Source organism: Rurimicrobium arvi (assembly GCF_039540495.1).
GTDB classification, from domain to species: Bacteria; Bacteroidota; Bacteroidia; order Chitinophagales; family Chitinophagaceae; genus Rurimicrobium; species Rurimicrobium arvi.
In genome coordinates, this window is record NZ_BAABEZ010000024.1 from 1 (window position 1) to 23,782 (window position 23,782).

Annotated in this window: 9 protein-coding genes and 2 tRNA genes; 9 read left to right on the forward strand and 2 right to left on the reverse strand. The window is 49.5% G+C overall.

All coding sequences use genetic code 11. The features are described from left to right. The first annotated feature begins 24 nt into the window (after positions 1-24). Together ABD846_RS12505 and ABD846_RS12510 are read left to right on the forward strand one after the other, a co-directional pair. Positions 25-105: transfer RNA gene (locus ABD846_RS12505), tRNA-OTHER, on the forward strand. A 413-nt stretch (positions 106-518) separates the two neighbouring features. Then, positions 519-599: transfer RNA gene (locus tag ABD846_RS12510), tRNA-OTHER, on the forward strand. A 218-nt stretch (positions 600-817) separates the two neighbouring features. Here the strand turns inward: ABD846_RS12510 and ABD846_RS12515 are convergent. Continuing rightward, positions 818-1,363 carry an REP-associated tyrosine transposase gene (locus tag ABD846_RS12515; protein WP_344827544.1) on the reverse strand — a complete coding sequence of 182 codons (546 nt, stop codon included), beginning with the start codon at positions 1,361-1,363 and terminating at the stop codon, positions 818-820. 627 nt (positions 1,364-1,990) lie between these two features. Here ABD846_RS12515 and ABD846_RS12520 point away from each other — a divergent pair. From ABD846_RS12520 to ABD846_RS12530, 3 genes are all read left to right on the forward strand, one after another. Then, positions 1,991-2,332, forward strand: a complete 342-nt coding sequence (locus ABD846_RS12520) for a hypothetical protein (RefSeq protein WP_344827547.1) — start codon at positions 1,991-1,993, stop codon at positions 2,330-2,332. A gap of 65 nt (positions 2,333-2,397) precedes the next feature. Further along, on the forward strand, positions 2,398-2,931 hold the full coding sequence (locus ABD846_RS12525) for a hypothetical protein (protein ID WP_344827549.1): 534 nt from the start codon (positions 2,398-2,400) through the stop codon (positions 2,929-2,931). Between the two features lie 255 nt (positions 2,932-3,186). Then, entirely contained in the window at positions 3,187-3,564 is a 378-nt protein-coding gene (locus ABD846_RS12530; RefSeq protein WP_344827552.1) for a nuclear transport factor 2 family protein, read from the forward strand. Between the two features lie 97 nt (positions 3,565-3,661). On the opposite strand, the gene ABD846_RS12535 is transcribed toward ABD846_RS12530, so the two are convergent. Next, positions 3,662-3,898, reverse strand: a complete 237-nt coding sequence (locus tag ABD846_RS12535; protein WP_344827555.1) for a hypothetical protein — start codon at positions 3,896-3,898, stop codon at positions 3,662-3,664. 1,129 nt (positions 3,899-5,027) lie between these two features. Between ABD846_RS12535 and ABD846_RS12540 the strand changes: the two genes are divergently transcribed. The 4 genes from ABD846_RS12540 to ABD846_RS12555 all read left to right on the forward strand — a co-directional run bounded on the left by ABD846_RS12540 (position 5,028) and on the right by ABD846_RS12555 (position 23,726). Further along, positions 5,028-5,831, forward strand: a complete 804-nt coding sequence (locus ABD846_RS12540) for a helix-turn-helix domain-containing protein (protein WP_344827557.1) — start codon at positions 5,028-5,030, stop codon at positions 5,829-5,831. 124 nt (positions 5,832-5,955) lie between these two features. Further along, on the forward strand, positions 5,956-15,843 hold the full coding sequence (locus ABD846_RS12545) for a Tc toxin subunit A-related protein (protein ID WP_344827560.1): 9,888 nt from the start codon (positions 5,956-5,958) through the stop codon (positions 15,841-15,843). A gap of 52 nt (positions 15,844-15,895) precedes the next feature. Continuing rightward, positions 15,896-23,224 carry a SpvB/TcaC N-terminal domain-containing protein gene (locus tag ABD846_RS12550; RefSeq protein ID WP_344827562.1) on the forward strand — a complete coding sequence of 2,443 codons (7,329 nt, stop codon included), beginning with the start codon at positions 15,896-15,898 and terminating at the stop codon, positions 23,222-23,224. Then, positions 23,211-23,726 (forward strand): lysozyme inhibitor LprI family protein, encoded by a 516-nt coding sequence (locus tag ABD846_RS12555; protein ID WP_344827565.1) that lies wholly within the window; start codon positions 23,211-23,213, stop codon positions 23,724-23,726. Before ABD846_RS12550 ends, ABD846_RS12555 begins: the two co-directional genes overlap by 14 nt. Positions 23,727-23,782: the final 56 nt, after the last annotated feature.

Below are 23,782 nucleotides of genomic sequence, written 5' to 3' on the forward strand. Positions count from 1 at the left end.
GAGGCTTTTTTTTGTTGTAAGGTTTTTAGCTCAGTTGGTTAGAGTCCCGCATGTGCGGGATTAATCAGAGGGTCGCTGGTTCAAGTCCAGCAGGGAGAGCCGCCAAGAAGCCTTACAGAAATGTAAGGCTTTTTTTTGTTGTAAGGTTTTTAGCTCAGTTGGTGAGAGTCCCGCATGTGCGGGATTAATCAGAGGGTCGCTGGTTCAAGTCCAGCAGGGAGAGCAGCCAAAAGCCTTACAGAAATGTGAGGCTTTTTTTTGTTGTAAGGTTTTTAGCTCAGTTGGTTAGAGTCCCGCATGTGCGGGATTAATCAGAGGGTCGCTGGTTCAAGTCCAGCAGGGAGAGCAGCCAAAAGCCTTACAGAAATGTGAGGCTTTTTTTTGTTGTAAGGTTTTTAGCTCAGTTGGTCAGAGTCCCGCATGTGCGGGATTAATCAGAGGGTCGCTGGTTCAAGTCCAGCAGGGAGAGCAGCCAAGAAGCCTTACAGAAATGTGAGGCTTTTTTTTGTTGTAAGGTTTTTAGCTCAGTTGGTCAGAGTCCCGCATGTGCGGGATTAATCAGAGGGTCGCTGGTTCAAGTCCAGCAGGGAGAGCCGCCAAGAAGCCTTACAGAGATGTGAGGCTTTTTTTGTTGTAAGGTTTTTAGCTCAGTTGGTTAAAGTCCCGCATGTGCGGGATTAATCAGAGGGTCGCTGGTTCAAGTCCAGCAGGGAGAGCCACCAAAAAGCCCCGCTGCTCGGCATAGTCTCCGGACTATGTCGTGGTGGCGTTCGGTCTCCTGACCGATTTGGACGAGTGGCCGAGACACGAATTATTCTTACCAGTCACTCAATTTGATTTTGTCACCACGTTTTGCAAATTCAAAAGCACTGCTATACACGTAATCTTCAGGAAAGGATACATATCCGGCACGTACCGGATTTTGGTGCAGATAATTAAGTCGCTGATCGAAGAATTTACGGGAGTGTATTTCTACAGCGTGATTTTCGTGAGTCCATACTTGATACCGGCTGTTTCGCAGATGTTGAGCGGCATTATAGGCAAATCTGTGGAGGAGCCATTCTCTCCTGCTTTCCGGCTCCCGGATAATGAGTTCAAGTATTTTCTTTGCCGTGTACTTTTTGAAATCACGGATGATATCCGACAATGTAATACCGCCGTCTGCTTTTGCAATTACATGCACATGATTGCTCATGATTACGTAGCCAAAAATCAACAATTGCTTTTCGTGACAGCAAAAGTTGAAGCTGTCGATCAGTACATCCCGATAAATTTTACGTGTAAATAAATCGACCCAATCGACAATAGTGAAGGTGAGAAAGTAAACAGCTTTCTGGTCATTAATCTGGTAGCCTGTGCTCATCTGAATGTTTGTTGCTGACCCGAAATTAATATATTCGTTGTATTCCGGTCAGGAGACCGGGGCCGCTGCGACGAAGTCGTGAGACTTCGCCGAGCGTTGTCGTTGGAACACTACGGTGAGCTGGGGACCCACCGAGTCGACAAAATATTAGGCGGAATAATGAAAGTGCCAAAGCCTAAAGAAGATAAATAAAGGAGCCAATTAGGCTCCTTTTTAATTTAGAAACTATAGAAAATATAATACATTTGTTCAAACGAATAAAAGTGGGATTTCAAGAACTACTTCAAAATTATACTAACTCTGGACATAAGAGTACTGTATTAAAACCACTAACATGGTTTATATCCATTCTACTAATAGTTGCCACGTCAATGTTTTGGAATCCTAAAATACCAATTTGGGTACCTGTAAGCCTATACATCCTTTGTCTGTTAGTTTCAATATTTTTTCTTATTTGCTATGGTTATTGCCTTAAAACAAATCCAGATCTTATCCGAAGCGAAAAATTTATTACAGATAAACTGAGAATTGAAAAAGGATTTATAGGTAATGACGATATAGGACTAAGGGAAACTTTTTCACTTCCCCAAAATACTATTGGTGAACCGCAAACAACAGAATCAATCGATGGCAACTAAGAGATTTTTATTGGCAATAGCAGGTGATGATAGTGATGATACACTCAAAATATCAGAGTTTCTTAAAACAAAGAAGTTCTTTTGGGCTCATTATTTTAAATCCTGGATTTTAGTAGATAGGGATGGAGAGTATAACACCACAACACTAAGGGAAGCGATTTATCAAATAATAGGTGGTAAAGAAACCCTTGTAATCCAAATTTCTTCAAAATCTTGGAGTGCAAACGTTAGGACAAACGGAGAGATAAGAAAATGGATGTTTGATAAATTCATGGATGAAGAGGAAATTAAATTAAATCAAGAAGCAGCTAAGAGTAAAAAAACAGAATAGATAATTCATCGACTTACTGTAAAGTGGTACGTTAATGCCTATGTTTAAATTGTCGAGGTCGTAGTATGAACAGTACACTAAACTTTATAGGACTTTATTGGAGTCAAATTACATTGGTACTCCTTGGTGTTGGGTATTTTGTAAAAAGAGTATTAGATCTTAAATCTAAAAAGTTGGAAATTAATTACACTCTATTCCAACAACATAGAATACAATCAATATCCAATTTTTTAATGAATTACGCAAAGGCTGATAGAGTGTATTTGGAACTTAGTCATTATGACATTATGAACGGAAAATATACTCCCAAAGAGTTGGATGAAATTATTTTGCCCACGTTGGGAGAATTGCAAAAAGCGGTTCTTGAAATAAAAATTTATTTCGATCAAGAGACTTATACACCATTCTGCAAAGTAATGGAAGAATTTTTCGATCTGAATAACATGATTATGCGGACTTGGCTAGATAATAATGATCGAACAAAGATTATACCGCTAAGCAATAAAATACATTCCTATAAACAACGAGTACGTTCTAGGAATGAAGAATTGCTTCAGCAGATAAGCAATAATGTAAAGCTTATATACAATGCTAAATAGGGATATTACCAACATTCGTATTTTCTTAAACATCTGCGAATCAGTTCTCCGTAGTAGTCTTCTACTCCGTCGGCGAAGTCTCCGGACCTCGTCGTGGAGCGCGTCCTGACCACTTAATACGTAGCAGCACCGTTCATCATAGTTGTTCTCCCCTCACCACAAAAGCCCTCCCCTCCGTTTTAAGATAACCTTACCCGCCCAGCGCCGGCGGGCATGCTAATTTTATAGCACACGTTAATGGATAAAACAACAGCTATGAAATCAGCAATTCTTGAACTCGAAAAGCAATACTGGCAGGCTATGGAAAGCCGCGATTTTGAAACGGTGCAACGCCTCACACACTTCCCCTGCATGGTTGCGGGCAAAGACGGGGTAATGCAGGTAGACGAGGAATCGTTTAAAAAGATGTTCGACTCCGGTGAGGGCAAACAAATGAAGGTGCTCGGGATCTCCAATGCCCAGGACCAGATGATCGGCGACAATACGGGTCTGCTGGTCTACGTCATTCAGCTCGAATACACGAAGGATGGTACAACCACGGCATCCCAATGCGCCTGCACTTCTACCTGGATACAGGAAAACGGTGAATGGCGCTGCGCAGTCCATACCGAATCGGAGATGAAAGCGAAATAGTGCGCGATTGTATTCCCGGACAGTGGAATTTCCGGAAATGAATAAGGGCCTCCCGTGAGGGAAGGCCCTTTTGATAAGATCTATTGGTTGTGCGGGATCAGGATGGGGTGTTGCACACGCGGCAGACGGCGCTCATACCGATGAGGTTGCCGATACCGAATGTGGCCTCGCTGAGGCAATGCTCCACATCGAAATAATCCCGGAACAGAAGCTCCTGCTCCGGTTCGCTTTCGTAATAGCTGCGCAGGCCGCAGCGTACCTGGTGCAATTGCTCCAGTAATTCTTCTAACCGCGTCTGGGCGGTTCCCGGCAAATTTTCTTTTTCTTCAGTCATGAAAAAAGTTATGCACGCAGATAGCCCCCTGTACGTAGCTGTGACTGAAATCCCGAAACGGCATCCGGCGGAGGTTTCCCGTCCGCACCAGCATATACAGGGGGCTACCCTTGTATTAGTTAATAATAATTAATCTGAAAGTGTGTGTTTCAGAATCTCAGTCGCAGCAAATATAATATGTGATTGAACACGTTTGCATTTATTGCGAAATTTGCAAGTTTGGCGCAAAGATGCAGTAATTCTGCGATTATCGGAAGGGTCGGGGGCGGGGGAAATGTGCCTGTTGCGTGCGCCTGTTATCGGGGTAGGCCCGCCTATTATCCAAGGTAGGCGCGCCTATTATGGAAGGTACGCGGGCCTGACTCTAAGGGTAGGCACGCCTTATTAAAAGGGTAGGCTCGCCTACCTCATGGGATATGCCAACCTTATTAAAGGGGTAGGTCCGCCTTATCAAAAGGGTAGGCTCACCTGATTGAAGGGGTACGCGGGCCTACCTTAAGAGGTAGGCCCGCCTTATTCAAAGGGTAGGCCCGCCTATTATTAGTGGTAGGCGCGCCTTATTAAAGGGGTAGGCTCGCCTGATTAAAAGGGTACGCTCGCCTACCTCTTGGGATATGCCCGCCTTATTCAAAAGGTAGGTCCGCCTGATTGAAGGGGTAGGCGCGCCTTATTAAAGGGGTAGGCTCGCCTACCAAAAAGGTAGGCGGGCCTTATTAAAAGGGTAGGCGTGCCCACCCAAAAGGTAGGCGACCCGAGATCCGGGGCCGGTAGTGTTTTCGGTTTCATTCCGTCGGCGGCGTGCATACGGCCGATCGCTTCCGCCGTGGCAGGCGGGGATCTTTATGCCTGTCCTCAGCACATTGCACCGGGTGATTACGCTATCAGTAAAGCCGGCTTCTCTTACCTATAAATTGTTTCATTCTGTTGTGAAAGGCGGCAATGTGTCGACTAACGACTATTATTTCTGAGTGATAACCATTTTTTTATAAAATATTAATAATTAGCAATATTTTTTTCTGCAATTTGTATCTGTTTCCTATTTTTATATGCGCGTGCAGACAGAATTGTAAACAATTGTAGCTATAGAACGTGCGCATGAGTCACCAACTGAAAACCGTCTATACAATCTATGTTCACGCTACGAAACAATTCTGTAGCAGCGTTGAAACTGCCGCTGTTCAACTCTCCGGGATACACACACGGGCTGCATATCACGCAGGATATCCGTGTATTTATTTTCACCCATTCCCCGCAGTATTTCGAAATCGATTTTGTACAGCAGCAGAGCGAAGGCATGCGGCTGTTTATCGTACCGCCTGCACACGCCTACCGGCTCCATATTTCCGGTTCGCAGACTTTTGCCTGTCTGGATATACCGGGCAAAGTGCTTTCTTCCGACGACTGGAACAAGGTGTTTACCATTAAGTACCGTCCCCAGAAATCGCTGCCGGTAAGAGCGGGCCACACAGATGTATTGCACGCTTTATTGCCGGATAATTGCGCCTGTCTGGAATACAGCTGCAATGAGCTGATGCGCGTGATGTCTGATCAGCTGGATACGGACAGCTGGAGCAGTGCTTATTACGGAGCATATCATACACATGCGTTGCGCCTGCTGCACTTTCTGGAAAACACCGATCTCCGTCTGGACAATTGCACCGTAGAGCATGTGGCCACCCTTATGGAAGCGTCCCCGCGTTTGCTGCACCGTATTTGCATGTCGGTATTCGGCGTGCCCGCAAAAGTAGTGCTGAAGCACCATATGCTCATGAAAGCCATGCGGCTTTTCGGGCATCACCGCTTATCGGTAACGGCCATATCCGGAAGGCTGGGATTCTCTACTGTAGCGGCTTTCGACAAATATGTAAAACGTCTTACAGGACAAACGCCGTCATATCTGCGTGATTGCATACTCCGGAACGGGAATTTCTGATCCTGGTGTCCGAAATGGATAGTTGTGTGTCCGAAATGGATAAAGAGCCGGCAATATTGCCGGCTAATTTTATGTCTCTTTTCAAAACAAAGACCTCTTCTTTAACGACATAAACAACGCAATCATGTATCCTATAGTACCGCCATTGACCACCGGCCAGACAGGGCCCGACGTTCAGAACCTGCAGGACATTCTGCTGTATCTCCTCGAAACCGTTCAGCTGGATAATGCAGTTGCACAGTTGCCGGTGACCTCCTTGTACAACGAAAAGGAGCAGGCCATCTTCGGTGATGCAACCACTGCATTTGTAAACCTGTTCAAAAACCAGTATGCGCTCCAGTCGGGACCCAACGAGCTGGTAAACGGTCCGGTTGCGGGACTGATGAATACATTGGCGGGATCTCAGTTCCCGAACCAGGATATGATCACGGTACATGGTTCTGTGGCGCATTTCACCGGCAACCTGATACCGGTATCGTACACGGTTATCATCAGGCAGGTATTGTTCGGCAGTAATGTGGTGCTGGCCAGCACCGCCACCGGTTCGCTGGGTGAATATTCCGTCTCGTTCAGTGTGGGCCAGATGACCAACAGTGGCGTCTACTGGGCATTGGAGGCTGTTGTGCAGGTGCAGGTAGGTGAGGAATACAGTTCTCCGATTCTGTACGCGGCCCAGTCCGGCAGGGATTTTGAGATCAATGTGATTATCGAAAATGATATCAGCATCGAAACGGAGTTCTATTCCATCAAGACCAAGCTGGAAGCACAGATCGGTGCTACTCCCATCAAAGACATCACCATCGATACAGACGAATCACAAGCCGATTTCCTGGCAAGAAGTGTGCAGGAAAGTCCCAGGGATGTCAGGTACATGGTGATCGCCCACCGGCTCAGTTACCAGTTGTCCGGACTGAATCCCGAAATGTTCTATGCGATGCTCAAAGGCAACCTGCCGGAAAAAGCCGAGCTGCTTCTTTTTCCCGTGCGTTCGGTTATTGTCACCGCCATTCAGAATGCGGGAGTGGCTAATACCGTGCAGGTGTTCAGTTCCGGTGATATTGATACATTCATCGCCGCGTTGAAGCCTACGATTGTCACCAACTGGAATACCGGCAATTCCGGACAGCTGGAACTTACAATCAGCTACCGCATCTATTACTATGTGTTGAATAGCCAGAGCCTTACGAATGAGTTCCTGGGCATCTTCTTCTCTTACGAAAACTTCGATATAAGCTCCGATAATTTCTGGGAATACCTTGTCACGTCCTACCCATCGTACGCCAGCTACGCCGGGGGGTTGAAGGCCGCCACCATACTCGGCATTATCGGCGGCAACAACCCTGCGCTGGTGGGTGCATTGCTGGATATTCTTGAAGGAGGATCGTTCTCCGGCTCGCAGACTTTACCGGTAACCCCGGGTGTATACCAGCCGCAATTGCTCGGACGCCTTACCTACGGCAACTGGCAGGATATCATCACTGCCTGCAAAGCGGCTGATGCGTCCAATTTCCTGTTCCCCGATTTTATCGAAGGCAATACCCATACCGAAAAGATCAACTTCTACGCCGCGCGTATGGAGGGTAATTGTCTTGCACTGTATACGATCCAGAGTATTGCTGCGCGTATTGCCACAGACAGCAGCTCGCCGTTCCCTACGCTGAAAGCCAATATCAATACATTCCTCACCAACAATCCCAATCTCGATATCAAAGCGCTGTCTATCCTTGCGCTCAAAGCCGACGGTAATATTCCCTATGTGATGACCGGCCTTACAAACGTGAGCGATTTTATTGAAGAGATCGCAACCGTGCAGCGTCTGGCTACCGTAAGTTCTTCATATGATGTGATGGCGGCACTGGCAACTGACGGCCTTACTTCTGCCTATCATATAACGACTGTAGGTAAAGACGCATTTGTGGATACCTATGAGCCGGTATTTGGTTCGGCCGGTGATGCAGGAGCAGCCTTTGATACCGCCGACTCTGTGACCACAACGGTGCTGGCCAAATTTTATGAATCGTATGCGGATGCGCCGGATGTGTCTTCAGGACGTCCGTGGGTGGCCCATGACCCTGATTATGCACCGATCGGCGATACGGTGCCGGTTTATCCCTTCGTAGACCCTTACGCCGACTGGCGTACGCTGTTCGGAAGCCTGGACAGTTGTGCCTGCTGCCACTGCGAATCCATCTACAGCCCGTCTGCCTATTTTATAGATACGCTGAATTTTCTGAAGCTGAAAGGACGCGATTCCTGGGGTGAGCTGCTGAACCGGCGTACAGACCTGCTGGATCTGGAACTGACTTGTGACAACTCGGACATAGCCGTGCCGCAGATAGATATCGTCAATGAAATGATGGAAGACCTGGTAAGCATCGGTACAATCTATGTGCGCCAGACCAAAGCCGCAGCGGAATACCAGCGCGCTATCCCGGAGTACATGAACACCACCAGCTATTATACCGGATCCATCACCATTAATAGTCCTTATCCCGGACTTAAAACCGCTGTATATCCCTGGCGTTTCCCTTACAATGTGTACCAGCGCCAGATAGACGAGCATCTGAATATTGCCGACGTAAGAAACGATCAGCTGGTGCAGCGGTTCAGCACACTGGATCTGATGAATTCCGTGGCTACGATCGACTTCTGCCGCAATTACCTTAAAGCTACCGATGAGCAGGTGGCAGTAATTACCACGGCAGCTGCTATTTCAAGTCCGAACTATACCGCCTTGCAGGTGTTTTACGGAATGACAACCACACCTTATGCCGGATCGCCTTACAGCGATATCGTGCCTGATCCGCAACATCGTGGTGCGGGCATTACGTTTGCGCAGAGTGCCTGGGTAGCCGGCATCACCAATCGTATAGATATTTTCCTGCAGCAGACCCAGCTTACTTATACGGATTTACTGGAGTTGCTGGATTGTTACTATATCAATCCCGTTAACAATGCGGCACCGGATTCGCGCCTGTTTGCGATTTTACGCAACAGCAGCACGGTTGATATCACCACCTGCAACCTGTTTGAGCTGAAGATAGAACCGTACGATTTTGCGGATATACCTCCTTTCCTCGACCGGCTGCATCGCTTTGTGCGTCTTGCGCGGCTGCTGGGCTGGACTTATTACGATCTCGATATCGCAATGCGTGCGGTGGCTTCCAATGTACTGGATCAGTCAGGCTTTATCAGGATCGCTCAGCTGAAATACCTGGCCGACCAGCTGAACATGAAAGTGGCCGATGCCTGTATCCTGTTCCAGAACGTTGAGGTATTGCCTTACCGCGATTACCAGATGAGCGGAGATGACTGCGAGCTGAAAGACATACCGGATCAGTACACCCGCATTTTCCGGAACGAAGCACTGGCAAATGCGCACGTGCCGAATCCGTTCCCGCCTTCTCCCGCCTCTTCCTTCAGCGCAGTACCCAAAGATACTTTCCGCAGCTTTATGTCCGGTGTGACACAGCTTAAGGCGGTGGATCTGCAGGTAATCCTGGATGATGCCTACAGCCGCTATGGCGCGTCTTCCGGGGATACTTTCACGCCTTCACTGGCCAGCCTCAGCTATATCTACCGCCAGTCGCTGCTGATGCGTGCATTGAAGCTTAAAATTGAAGACTGGACATTCTATAAACTCTGGTGTGTCACATCCAACTATTTCGGAACACTTTCCGGTGGGGATGCGAATAACACTGCTGCCAACCCGATCAGTATTTTAAGTCCCGTATCGGGCAGTGCGTACACGGCAAATCCTTATGACGCGATCCGCTTCGTAAGCTTTGTAAAGGTGTGTAAGAACACCGGCTTGCTGGCCGCCAATATGGAATATATCCTGCGTGATCAGCAGTCGGATGCCGTAGCGGATCTGAACAACACGGATAAGTTGCAGAACCTGATGGAGGCCTTAAGGGGCGATCTTGCCGCCAACTGGTATCCTGCATTTGATGCTACTGCCGGAGATGCCTCCACTCAGCTTTCCCTGATTACGGCAACGGTCATCGATCCTTCCAGCGCCGGTTTGCTTATGGGCATCGTCAACCGTGAGCCCGGATCATCCAGCTATACAACTGAAGAAAAAGCGTTCCTGGAAACAGACTTCATCGCCGGAATCTTCCCCGATGCCGTTAACGTACTGGCCACACCGGCGAGTCCCGATTACCTGGCGGATATTACGGATCGCTATAACTATGTCTATGACAACGATAAGGCATATATCATTGAGCATGTACTGAAACCCACTATCGTCAGCTATCTGTCCAAATCCTTCAGTCTGGATGAAGACAGCGTGTATATCCTGCTGCAGGAAGTGATCCATGTGGGCAGTGCCGACGGGTTCACGCTGCTGCTGGACGAAACATATGTCTTTTCTGTCGGCGACCTGGATCGCTGGTCAGATTTCTTCGATCAGTTTAAAGTGGTGGTGCTGGTGCAGAAAGTTGCTATCCTTGCCAACCGCTTCAGCCTGGGTACGCAGGAAATCCTTTATTTCTGGCATAATACGGTCGGCAGCAGTTCCGATCCCGTTCTCCCGGATATCCTGAAAATTGAAGACCTGCCGGTGCGGGAGCACGAGGACGATACCTTTGTTCCGGGTACAAACAGCACTGCAACCTTCCGGCTGCTGCGCAACCTGATCTGGTGGACGAATGTGCGGGATTTCACCGGATCGGATATCAATATCCTGTTCAGTACCATCCAGCAGAGCGGCGATATTGTACCCGCAATAGCAGCGGTATTCCGTATGACACAGGACGATGTAAACAGCCTGATCATCGATGCGCCGCCTTCTACCGCTTACGACGGCATATTGAATATTGCACCTGCACAATATCAGAGCGCGCTTACGTACCTGCGTATTATCGACTGTCTGGAGATACAACATCTGTTGCCCGCTCCTATGCTGAGCCTGTACCTGGTGGCCCAGGCGACATTCTCTGCGGCCGACCAGGACGATGTGGCTGCGGTGATTCATCTGGTGAAGGCCCCGTATACGGATGCTGCCTGGCTGGATGTGATCACACCGGTAAACGACCTGCTGCGTGTGGAACGGCGCGATATGCTTGTTTCCCGCCTGCTCGCATTTCCACCTTATCCCTATACATTCTCCTGGCTGACCAGCAACGATATTTTTGAAACACTGTTGGTGGATGTGGAAATGATGCCTGTCGTACAGACTACCAGAACCCTGCTGGCCATCAATGCCACACAGATATGGATGAGCCGTACCCTGCTGGGGCTGGAAAAATATTCTGTTACCCCGGAAGGTGCAAGGCAGTGGGCGATGTGGCGCAAACTGTACCGTGTATGGGAAGCCAACCGTAAAATATTTATTTACCCGGAAAACTGGATCGAGCCGGAATTGCGGGACGATAAGACGGAATTGTTCCTGGAACTGGAGCGCTTCCTGCAGCAGAATGATGTTACCGCGGATAATGTGGAAGCGGCTTACAAGACCTACCTTGAAAGACTGGATCAGCTGTCTCAGATGGATATTATCGGTATGTACCGCGAAACCAGCAAGAGCTACCAGGATTCCACTCCGCAGGACAACCTGGATACGCTACACGTCTTTGCGCGTACTAAGGAAATTCCCCATCTGTATTACTACCGCAAAAGGGTTACGGGTGCATGGACGCCGTGGACCAAGATGGAAGTGCAGGCAGATGGCGATCATTTTGTACCGGTTGTATGGAAAGGCCGCGTAAGGTTGTACTGGCTTGTGTTCAACAAAGATGTGCAGCAGCAGCAGGGCAGTTCCCAGCAGACCGAAGGTTCTTTTGAAACCCCGGCTGCCTCCCGCTGGCAGATCCAGCTGGCGTGGACGGAGCTGAAAGACGGCCACTGGCAGGCGAAACAGATGAGTAAGGAGTCGCTGTACACCCAGTATATTTTTGAAGAACGTCCGCTCAGCTTTCAGCACTTTGACGATTACAAAACGATCTACTGGTATAAACATCGTATGTGGAACGACATGGGCGACCTGGAGAAGATCCGGAAAGAGGGAATTAATTTCTTCTCAGAGATCGATTCCGACGGACGCGTCCGCTTCCGCATCATTGAGCGTACTATCGGATTCCAGAATCTGGACGGCGATTTCTCTGCATTTTCGGATAGCCGTAAGATATCTAATACTGCGTTCGCATTCGATATCAAAAAGGAGATTATTGATCGCGAAGACTGGGGCGGCGTCTTTGGTACTACTTCCGGTGCGAGGGAAGTGGGACAATTTGTGGTAAAATTCAACGGTGCGTCCGTTATCCCGTCTCCCGACGTATCTAAGGTGCTTGCCTCCCTGTATTCGCATCATGTGGAAGACAAAGGCGCGGCGATAGATCTGTTCCATCATTGCTATTGGCCGCAAAATACCCAATACATCTATCGCGCATTTACCATCACAAATGTGAACCATTATGTGACAACAGACATATCAGGAAGGCGCACATTAATCCCTTATCCTGTACCGTATGCAGATCCTTATTTCGGATACAAGCATTACCCGGACAGTTCTGTAGAACTGCTTCGCCAGTGTCCCGGTATGACGATGCCTTATGTTTCACCGATTGAAAATTATAATGATTCGGATAGTCTGCAGGCAAATAGATTGAAGTTCAGTTCCAGCAGGATAACCCTGAAGGATCAGTACAAAGAGAAGCTGCTTACATTTCCGCGGAATCAGCCCGGCGGATATACGGAGTACAGCCCCATCCAGGTTCCTTATTTCTTTTACAAGGATCATGTGAATACCTTCTTCGTGGAGAAGGTGATCCTGCAATACGATCTGGCAATCGCCATGTCTCCGTCTGCGGGTCCTTTCACACTGCTCGGGACGAGTGCATTGCCGGTAAAAATGGATCCTGGTTCCGCTACATCAATCGGCCTGGATAAAGGCATCGGTACCGCCGCATACGATGTGGTGTTCCCTGAAGCCTCCATATCCTGGGGCGATGAGGTGCCGATGACGGCCACCCGCATTTTCACCCGTGCTGCTTATCGCTTCCACAATTTCGAACATCAGCAGGTGGAGCCTTTCCTGGAGAAATTATACAATGAAGGGCTTGAAGGGTTACTGGACCGCGAATACCTGGAGGGTATCGCAGACACCATGAATTTTGATTCCGTGTACGATCCTACCGACCAGGTGCATGGCGGCGTTTATTATCCGGACAATAAAGTCGACTTTTCCAACGAAGGAGCGTATAGCCAGTACAACTGGGAATTGTTTTTCCATATCCCTATGCTCGTGGCAAATAAGCTGAGTCAGAACCAGCAGTTTGACGAGGCGCGGACCTGGTATCAATATGTTTTCAATCCGAACGTGGTGCACGAATCGGGCTCTAAAGCACGCTTCTGGAATTTCATACCGTTCAACGAAAAACTGGGTACGTCCGAAACGATCGACTATGTAATGAAGAGCGCAGCGCTTGAGTCGGCAGTGGAACGCTGGGCGAATAATCCGTTCAAGCCCCACCTGGTCGCCCGCACGCGTTTGTCTGCCTACATGAAAAATACGGTGATGAAGTACCTGGACAATCTGATTGCCTGGGGGGACAACCTGTTCCGGACCGATTCGCGTGAAGCTATTAACGAAGCCGCGCTGTTGTACATCCTGGCCTTGCAGATATTGGGCCGCAAGCCGGAACAGATTCCTCCGCGTGCCAAACCCGAAGTGCAAACCTACCGGGATATCTATGATAAGCTCAATGCATTCGGGAATGTAATGGTGGATGCAGAGAACGTGCTCCTGTCTTCAGGCGCCAGCCGTCATTATTTCAAAGTAGTCTTTTACAGCAGTGTGTCTTTGGGCTACTCTCCGTTTACACCTGCGGTGAAGCTGGATCGTGTTATCAACGTGCCTTTCGATCTGAAAGGATCGATGTACCTGTTCTGCACGCCTTTCAACGATAAGTTGCTGAGCTATTGGGATATACTGGCCGACAGGTTGTTTAAGATACGCAACAGTCAGAACATAGATGGCATCACGCGTACCCTGGCTCTGTACGATCCTCCGATCGATCCTGCGATCCTCGTAAAAGCAGCTGCTTCGGGCTTATCGCTTGCACAGGTGCTCAGCGATATGAATGCACCGCTGCCTTTTTACCGTTTCAACGTGATCACACAGAAAGCTACAGAGCTGGCCGGCGAGGTAAAGGCTCTGGGCGGACAATTGCTGTCGGCACTGGAGAAGAAAGATGCAGAGATGCTTGCATTGCTGCGCAGCGGACAGGAATTGCAGGTGCTGGACGCGATGACGGAAATCAAGCAAACGCAGGTAGACGAATCAAGAGCGCAGTGGAATGCGCTGAATGCCCAGCTGACGGCCGCACAGGCGAAACAAACGTATTACAAAGGCCTGATAGACGCAGGATGGAATTCAGAGGAAAATACGCAGATCAATAGTTTAAATGATACACTGCCGATGACCATAGCACAGGGGGCACTGAACAGCGTTTCTTCTTTTGTAGGTTCTATTCCTCAGGTTTCAGGTCCTTTACCTAAACTTGAATTCGGAGGTTTGCATTTGGCCAATGTCATTGCTGCCGGAGCTTCAATATTAGGCACTTCAATCGCCCGCAACAACATCCGTTCTTCGATGTCCGGAATCAAAGCCGGCTTCCGGCGCCGCGCGCAGGAATGGAATTTCCAGTACACACTGGCTAAAAACGAGGTGGATCAGATGACCAAACAGATGACCGCTGCGGAAATGCGTATCGCTATTGCGGAAATGGAGTACAGCAACCACCAGTTGCAGGTAAACAATGCACGCGACATGAATACGGCCATGCAGGATAAGTACACGAATGAGCAGCTGTACGACTGGATGATCAGCCAGGTATCCTACACCTACTTCCAGGCATATAAGCTTGCATACGATACGGCGAAGAAAGCGGAGCGCTCTTTCCGCTACGAACTGAACCTGGATACTTCTGACTATATCCGCTACGGATACTGGGACAGCCTGAAGAAAGGCCTGCTCGCGGGGGAATCCCTGTCGTTCGATATCAAGCGTATGGAAGCGGCTTACCTGGACCGCAACAAGCGCCAGCTGGAAATCACCAAGCATGTATCGCTCGCCGCATTGGATCCGGATGCATTACTGACGCTGATCGGAACCGGCAATTGCAACTTCTCGATTCCGGAATGGTTGTTCGATCTGGATTTTGCAGGACAACATATGCGCCGCATCAAATCGGTAAGTGTTTCCATTCCCTGCGTGGCCGGCCCGTATACGACCATCAGCGCTAAATTGTCGCTTACCAACAGCCGCTACCGTAAAGTCGGTAATATGGGAGGGCATGCGGAATACCAGGAGGCGCCTGTGGGAGGAGACGACCGCTTTACCTATATCTATGGCAATATACAGTCCATTGCCACCAGTTCGGCGCAAAACGACGGAGGCTTATTTGAACTGAATTTCCGGGATGAACGATACCTGCCTTTTGAAGGTTGTGGCGCAATCAGCGAGTGGAACCTGGAACTGCCTGCAGCAGTAGCACAGTTCGACTACAAGACGATTTCAGATGTGATACTGCACATACGGTATACCGCACAGGACGCAGGCGCGCTTGGCGATCAGGCAAAAGCCTATGTACAGGATATGATGTCCTCCACGGATGATAAAGCGGGAATGTTCCGCATCTTCAACCTGAAACAGGAGTTCTCCAACGAGTGGTACCAATGGCTTTCCCTGGCTCCTTCCGATACCGCGCCGCTGCAACTGCCCAATGTCAAAGGCCGTTTACCTTACCTGGTCCAGGAAAGCGGAGCAGATTGGGATGTGGAATCTATTGAGGTATGGATGGACACGGAGTTCTCTGCGAATGTAAATGACAGTGCTTCTTCCACAGGTACGATGACCAACTCTGCTCCCAAAGGAACCCTGGAGATGGCATTGTCTAACTATCTGCCTTCCTTTGACGACGCTGCCTGGTATGCGCACCTCGATCCGTCCGGAGCGAAGACATCGATCGGTAACTGCTGGATGATCGTGCATTATAAAAAATCCTGATCCCCTGTTAAGTGGAAATCCCCCATCCAAGAACGCCAACATACGCAGCACAATGACACCTGAAAATAAAAGACCGGACTCAGCAAAAGCCAATACTGCTTATCCTCTGGACCGTTATACCGTTCCTCCGCAGCAAAGCGGGGGAACGCAGGACGAGAAGAGCCCTTATTACAGATCGCAGGCCCCGCAGATCAGTCTGCCGAAGGGCGGGGGAGCGCTCAGGGGTATTGATGAAAAATTCAATGTGAATGCCGTAAACGGCACTGCAGGGCTGGAAGTGGCATTCCCGCTCAGTCCGGCCCGCAGCGGATTCACGCCTTCTTTATCCCTGTCTTACAATTCAGGAGCCGGCAACAGTGAGTTCGGGCTTGGCTGGTCCATGAGTCTGCCTTCTGTTCAGCGCAAAACCGACAAACGATTGCCTTGTTATGATGATGCGGAGGAAGCTGACGTATTCCTGCTGGCAGGAGCTGAAGACCTGGTGCCTGTGCTGGATAATTCCGGTATTCCGGTGGTGCATACGGAAGGTGCTTACCGGATTGCTTTGTACCGGCCCCGCATCGAAGGTTTGTTTGCGCGTATCGAATGGATACGTAAAGACGACGGCAACAGCTGGTGGCGTGTCACCACAAAGGACAACCTGCTGACCTATTACGGACTCACAACTGAGGCGCGTATTGCCGATCCTGAAAATGCCGGGCGGGTCTTTAAGTGGCTTCCCCAGTTGGTGCTGGATCATAAAGGCAATGTGCAGCAATATTATTATGCGCAGGAAAATAAAGACAATGTGGCAGCCGCTCCGCACGAATACCAGCGCCTGCACGATCATGCGCCGTTTACGAATACTTATCTGAAGCGTGTGGCCTATTGTAACCTCACACCTTTTTTTGTAGAGACACCCGCTTACGAGCCGGACATGAGCAGCGGCGATTTCCTGATGGAAGCGGTGCTGGACTATGGCGATCATAGTTGGGAGACGCCCGCCTACGATCCGGATTCAACGTGGCCGGCGCGCACCGATGCGTTCTCCGATTACCGGGCCGGGTTCGAGATCCGTACCTACAGGCGTTGTCGCCGGGTGCTGATGTTCCACCGTTTCCGGGAGCTGAACAGCGACGAGTCACTAAGCCCGGTGATCGTACGCTCGCTGGATCTGACCTACTTCTTAGACACTGACCCTTCCGTTCCTCCGGTACCGGACGACTATGCACATATCGATTTCATCAGCACGGTCACACAGACCGGCTATTATTACGATGCATCCGATAACCTGATCCGGAAATCGTTACCGGCCATGACGCTTGCTTATCAGCCGGTGGTGTGGGATCATACGATACATACGGTGGCGCCGGACGATGCGGCGAATGCACCTCAGGGTCTTACCGGTAATTACCAGTGGACGGACTTCTTCGGAGAAGGTCTGCCCGGTATCCTGTCCGAGCAGGGCAATGCCTGGTGGTATAAGCGCAACCTGGGTGACGGGCATTTCACTCATGCCCTGAACCTCGCACCCAAGCCGTCATTTGCAGGTCTTGGATCCAGCCTTCAGTGGCAGGACCTGGACGCCGACGGGCGCCGGCAGGTGGTGAGCTACAGCCCGGAATTTCCGGGATATTTCGAAGCAGCTTTACCTGCTAAAGACGATCTTGACGGTGTGCAGGAGTGGGAGACATTCCGCGCTTTTGCACAGACCATCAACGTGGATATGAACAGTCCCTTCAATAAAATGCTGGACCTGGATGGTGACGGACGACCCGATCTGCTGTTATGCGAAGACAGGGTATTCACCTGGTACCGGAACGAAGGGAAAGAGGGTTTCACGCTCGGAGGCTATTCCCGCGTGGTGACCGACGAACAGGACGGTCCCCGTTTATTGCTGAACGATGAGGTGCAGAGCGTCTTCCTGGCCGATATGAACGGCGACGGACTTACAGATATTGTACGTATCCGCAACGGTGAAGTGTGTTACTGGCCCAATCTCGGCTACGGACGTTTCGGCGCCATTGTAGTGATGAGTAATGCGCCGGTGTTCGATAAACCCGAATTGTTCAATCCCATCTACATTTACCTGAACGACATTACCGGTACGGGTGCTACCGATATATTATACCTGAGCCCCGGTGGCTGTACCGCATACATCAATCAATCGGGCAACACCTGTTCCGGTGCCGTTTCCTTATTATCCCTGCCGGGCGTGGATCCGCAGAGCCGTATCGCTGTGATCGATTTCCTCGGTAAAGGCACGGGCTGCGTGGTGTGGAGCAGTCCGCTGCCGCAATACACCGATGCTCCTCTGCGCTATATAGACCTGATGGGCGGGAAAAAGCCGCACCTGATGATCTCATACGACAATGGTATGGGGAAAACGGTGGAACTCACTTACAAAAGTTCTACCGAATATTACCTGGAAGACCGGCGCAATGGCACGCCCTGGGCGACAAAGCTTCCCTTCCCGGTTCATTGTGTGGATACGATCGCCACCTCAGATGCGGTAAGCCAGACAAAGTATAGCCAGTCTTTCAGCTACCATCATGGGTATTACGATCATCCGGAGCGGGAGTTCCGCGGCTTCGGGCGGGTCGATTCCACAGATACGGAACGGGCTGTTGCCGAAGGCGATGGTACCGATCCCGGGGATTTGCTGAAGCAAGACCCTGTACTCACCAAAAGCTGGTACCATACGGGTGCCTGGATGGAGCTGGAATTGCTTACCGATGCTTTTGCCCGGGAGTATTTTCTGCCTGCCGGATGGAAAGAGCTCCCAGCATATGTAAACATCCCCGCCGGGCTTTCCGCGAAGGAGGAGCGTGAAGCGTTCCGCGCGCTGAAGGGCTCGCCGCTGCGCCAGGAGGTTTATGCGCTGGACAATTCCGTGAAGGAACAGATGCCTTATGCTGTCAGTACTTTCTTCTACGAGGTGAGCTGCCTGCAGCCTGTTTACGACCGGCCCGCCACCGGCAACGGTACGTATCCGAACGGTGTGTTCCTGAACATACAGCGGGAAAAGCTGAGCCAGTCCTCAGAGCGCTTTACCGCAGATCCACGGGTGGCGCATGAGATCACACTGGAGACCGATGAATATGGGAATACACTGCAATCGGTGCAGATCGTATATCCCCGTGTGACGCTGCCGACGTTTCTTCCCTCCGAAGTACGCACCGCCCAGGCAAAATTGCATGTCAGCTACCAGCGTAATGCATACACCAATGATATCACAACCGATGACCTTATGTACCGCCTGCGTGCAGGCTGGCATGCTTTGTCGTGTGAATTATACCTGCCTGTATCTTACTATCCGGCCGCCGATGCATTGTTGACCAAAAGCGGACTGCTGGCTTTGCTGCCTGCTACCGTAAGCGACTACACCACACCGATGAGCGGACCGAGTCCCATACTGAGAATGACCGGACAGCAAAAGACGGTGTTCCGTGCGGACGATGCCGTGACTGTGCTGGCGCAGGGCGTACTGGCCGCGCTGGCCATCCCCGACTGTCAGTATGCACTGGCATTCCCCGGAGATATAACAGATAGCCGTTTCAACAGTACCCGCCTCACAGAAGGTGCTTATACAGACCTCGACAGTGACGGAAACTACTGGCTGCCGGGAGGCAGGCTGGTATATGGCGCACATCCCGAAACGAACTTCTACAGCGTGTATTCGTATACCGATCCCTGGGACAACGTCACCGGCGTGGGGTATTACGACACGCTGGAAGCATACTGGCTGCTGCCGTCTTACACGCATGATCCGCTGTCGAACGAAACGACGGTGAACCGCTACGACTGGCGAGTGTTACAGCCAGCCCGGATCACCGATATGAACGGGAATGTAAGCGAGATCATCTATGATGCGCTCGGGATGCCCGCCGCAATGGCGCTCAAAGCAAAAGACGACGGCACCGAAGGAGACACACTGCTGGGCATGAATATTGAAGATACCAGCGTTCAGGCGGATTTCTGGACAGATCCGCAGGCTTATGCCTCCGACCTGCTGGTACATGCCACCATGCGCTGTGTGTACGACCTGAATAGACAGCCTGTGGCCGTAGCAATGATCGGTAATGAACGGCATTACCACGATCCGCATTACGATCCGGACAAAGTGCTGATCCGGATTACCTATACCGACGGCCTGGGCCGTGTGGCGATGAGCAAGGAACAGACCGCCGACGATCCGGCCACTTCCGCGGAAAGATGGATCGGGAGCGGAAAGACGGTGTACAACAATAAAGGAAATGTAGTGCTGCAATACGAACCCTATTTCAGCACCACGGCTGCATACGATCCTGCGGAACAGGCTGCCGCCGACGGTGTAAGCGCACGAATGCATTACGATCCCCTGGGCAGAGTGCGCCGTACCGATATGCCGGACGGAACGTTCAGCTACACAATATGGGACGGATGGACGCAGGTATTGTATGATGCGAATGATGCCTGCCTGGGCAGTGAGTGGTATGGAGCGTACAGCACCGGCACGCCCGAGCAGCAGGACGCCGCCGCCAAAGCCGCGGCACATGCAGATACACCGACGATTTCCTGCCTGGATACGCTGGCCCGTCCCTTCTTTACGATCCAGTTGCTGGAAGCAATGGCGGTTACGGACGGAGTGGACGGACTGACGTTCAGCCTTACCGGTATAGACCATATAGAGAGTTACGAAACGCTGGACCTGCAGGGCAACCGTCTCAGCGTTACCGATGGCCGCGGCAATACGGCACTCAGCTACACTTACAACCTGCTTCAGGTTCCCATGAGTCAGCTCAGTATTGATTCAGGTATGCAATATATGCTTGCAGAAGCGGCAGGCAACCCGCTGTACAGCTGGGATGCCGACGATCGTGTTTTCCACTTTACGTATGACGGCCTGCGTCGTCCGCTGAACAAGGATGTTACGATCCTTACAACAAACTATCTCACCGATGTGTGGCAATACGGAGAGAGCGTGGCAGGAGCCGATGTACTCAACCTCAAAGGACAGTTATACCGGCAACAGGACAATGCCGGTCAGAACACCGTTACCAGTTACGATTTTAAAGGCCTGCCGCAGGGCTCCGAGCAGCAGTTGCTGATGGACTATACGATCGTGACAGTAGACTGGTCGGGTGGAGGACCGGCGCTCGATCCAACCGTATTCACCAGTTCCGTGAGTTACGATGCTCTGGGCCGTATTGTGAATGCCGTAGATCCGGGAGCCAACATTACTTCAAATACCTACGATAAGGGCGGCACATTAAAGACCGTGACCCTGAACGGTAACTCCTACATAAGTGATATTCAGTACAACGCGCGGGGACAGAAGACCAGGGAGGTATTCTCTGTGAATAACACCAATACCCAGTATACCTACGACCTCGCCAATTTCCGCGTTACGCGTATCCTCTCCCGCGACAATGCCAACAACGCCATCCAGGATATGAACTACTGGTATGACGCGGTGGGTAACGTAACCCAGATGCAGGACGACGCCACACAAAGCCTCTACTTCACCAGTACGCCACCGGCGCCACCTTATAGCGTTCCGGCTAAGCTCTATACCTACGACAGCCTGTACCGCCTCATCCAAGCCGGAGGTTTTGAGCTGCAGGGTACAGCCACCTTTGGCCCAGACGACAACTTTAACGATGCTGCCTGGACAGGCCTGCACCCGCTGGATTACAATGCGATGCAGACCTACACGCAGCTATACAGTTACGACGAAGCAGGCAATATCCTGAACCTGCAGCACATCGGCGGCGTGACAGGATCATACACCCGTATGTATCATTACATCGGCGGTACTAACCGTCTCGACAGCACCATGGTGGGCGCTACGCCTTATGCTTATACCTACGACAACCGGGGGAATATGGTCTCTATGCCGCATCTCAGTTCTATGGACTGGAATGCAGATAACCAGTTGCAGAAGACCAGCGTGGGGATGACGTACACCTACTTCAATTATTCGGGGGGAGAGCGTATCCGCAAAGTGTGTGAGAAAGCAGGAGGGATTGTGGAAGAGCGTATTTACCTCGGAAATTACGAACGCTATCGCCGCTATATCGGGGGTGTGCTGGACCTGGAGCGCAGCACGGTGCATGTAACGGACGACAGCGGCCGCATCGCCATGCTGGAAACCGAGACCGGCGGGGCTCCGCTGGTGCGTGTGATCTACAGCAATATGCTGCAGAGTTCTGTCGTGGAACTGGACGCCTCGGGCAATGTGATCTCTTATGAAGAATACCACCCCTTTGGCACCACAGCTTACCAGTCCAACAACGCAGCTATTGCCGCCGCCGCGAAACGGTACCGCTACACGGGCAAGGAGCGGGACGAAGAAACGGGATTGTACTACCACGGAGCCAGGTATTACATACCGTGGATCGGACGATGGAGTGCGTGCGATCCATTGGAAGCGAAGTATGCGGGAATGAGTCCGTATAATTATTGTTTCAACAATCCAATAATGGAAAGTGATGATGATGGAGCTGACCCAGATAATAAAAATCAAGTTATTGTTGCTCCAGGAAATACATTATCTCAGATAGCAAAAGATTATCATACTTCTGTAGGGGCATTGATGGCATTGAATCCACAAATTAAAGATAAGAATGAAATTAAAGAAGGTGATAGGTTGAATTTGCCCACCCCAAATGAAATGGGATCTGGTGGAAACAGTTCAGCAAACAATTCTGAGAATTCAATGTATTATGGAGGTCAATTAAAAGAAATCGTAGTCATAGGAAAAAGTACTGCCAATAATAATGCAGATCCAAATCAGAACGAGAATAACGCCGCACAAAGTGGAAGTGGTGTTAGGCCAGATTTTAATAGAGCCAATGAATATACATCTAAGTTCGAAGGTGGTTGGGTAAATGCAAAAAATGATCCTGGAGGTGCGACCAATCGTGGAATAATTTTTAGCAACTTTAAAAAATGGGCTCAACCAGATTTAGGTGTTGCACCTACAATTGAAAACTTAAAGAAACTATCACCCTCACAAGCAAAAGTTTTGTATCAAAAACATTTCTGGAAAACTCAGAATTTTGATTCGTTTAAAGATGGTAATGTAGCGTTTGCTATATATGACTTCTCTGTAAACTCTGGTGGAGGAGTGAAAGCTGTAGAAAACGCTATTAGCAAACGATATGGAAATATAACAGTTGATGGCAAATTAACATCTGCAGAGATAGGTGCTTTGAATAATATTCCTGGTAGAGACCTCTTCAATTTGGTATTAACTACCAGGAAAAGTTACCTTCAAAAAATTATTGATGATAATGTGAAAAAATACTTAAAAAAGCATCCCAATGCTACGCAAAAACAAATTAATGATAATACTTTGCAAGGGTTGCAAAAAGGATTATTTAAACGTGTAAATAGTATAAAATATGAAACTAGGTAGTTTTTCAATTTTGATTTTGATTTTTTTCGTTCGATGTAGCACTAACGCTGATCCTGTAAAGGATACGTCTTTAGATACAACTGCGCAAATAGTAGAACACAAAATCGTTTCGAATAGTGATCAATCAAACTATTCTGAATTTTTGGTACAGTCTGAAGCAATTCATCAGCAATGCCTTGACACAGGAGATGATATGCTAGGGTGTTCTCAAAAATATTATTCCGAAATGGATAGTATGTTGAATGTTGTATATAATGGGATAATCAAAAATTCAGATGATGCTGCTAAGATAGCTTTAAAGAAAGAGCAATTGAGATGGCTTGCGCAACGTGATAAGGCTTTTAGTGATTTCGATAGCGAAAAAATTTCTGAAATAAGTTCAAGTGATAATCAAACTTTGTCATTAAACAAGAAAGCTAATTATGTAAAAGAAAGGGTTATAGAATTAATAAACTATGAGCAAAAAAAGTACGATCCTAGTGTAGGTCGTGTATCAAAGTAGCTGATTGCGTTTTTGCTAGTATAATATTTAGATATCAATTCTGTAATTTTGAGGAA

What these genes read in the sequence shown, in the direction of transcription:
- ABD846_RS12515 (WP_344827544.1), bottom strand. Translation starts at nt 1,363, where the DNA reads ATGAGCACAGGCTACCAGATTAATGACCAGAAAGCTGTTTACTTTCTC.
- ABD846_RS12520 (WP_344827547.1), top strand. Translation starts at nt 1,991, where the DNA reads ATGGCAACTAAGAGATTTTTATTGGCAATAGCAGGTGATGATAGTGAT.
- ABD846_RS12525 (WP_344827549.1), top strand. Translation starts at nt 2,398, where the DNA reads ATGAACAGTACACTAAACTTTATAGGACTTTATTGGAGTCAAATTACA.
- ABD846_RS12530 (WP_344827552.1), top strand. Translation starts at nt 3,187, where the DNA reads ATGAAATCAGCAATTCTTGAACTCGAAAAGCAATACTGGCAGGCTATG.
- ABD846_RS12535 (WP_344827555.1), bottom strand. Translation starts at nt 3,898, where the DNA reads ATGACTGAAGAAAAAGAAAATTTGCCGGGAACCGCCCAGACGCGGTTA.
- ABD846_RS12540 (WP_344827557.1), top strand. Translation starts at nt 5,028, where the DNA reads ATGTTCACGCTACGAAACAATTCTGTAGCAGCGTTGAAACTGCCGCTG.
- ABD846_RS12545 (WP_344827560.1), top strand. Translation starts at nt 5,956, where the DNA reads ATGTATCCTATAGTACCGCCATTGACCACCGGCCAGACAGGGCCCGAC.
- ABD846_RS12550 (WP_344827562.1), top strand. Translation starts at nt 15,896, where the DNA reads ATGACACCTGAAAATAAAAGACCGGACTCAGCAAAAGCCAATACTGCT.
- ABD846_RS12555 (WP_344827565.1), top strand. Translation starts at nt 23,211, where the DNA reads ATGAAACTAGGTAGTTTTTCAATTTTGATTTTGATTTTTTTCGTTCGA.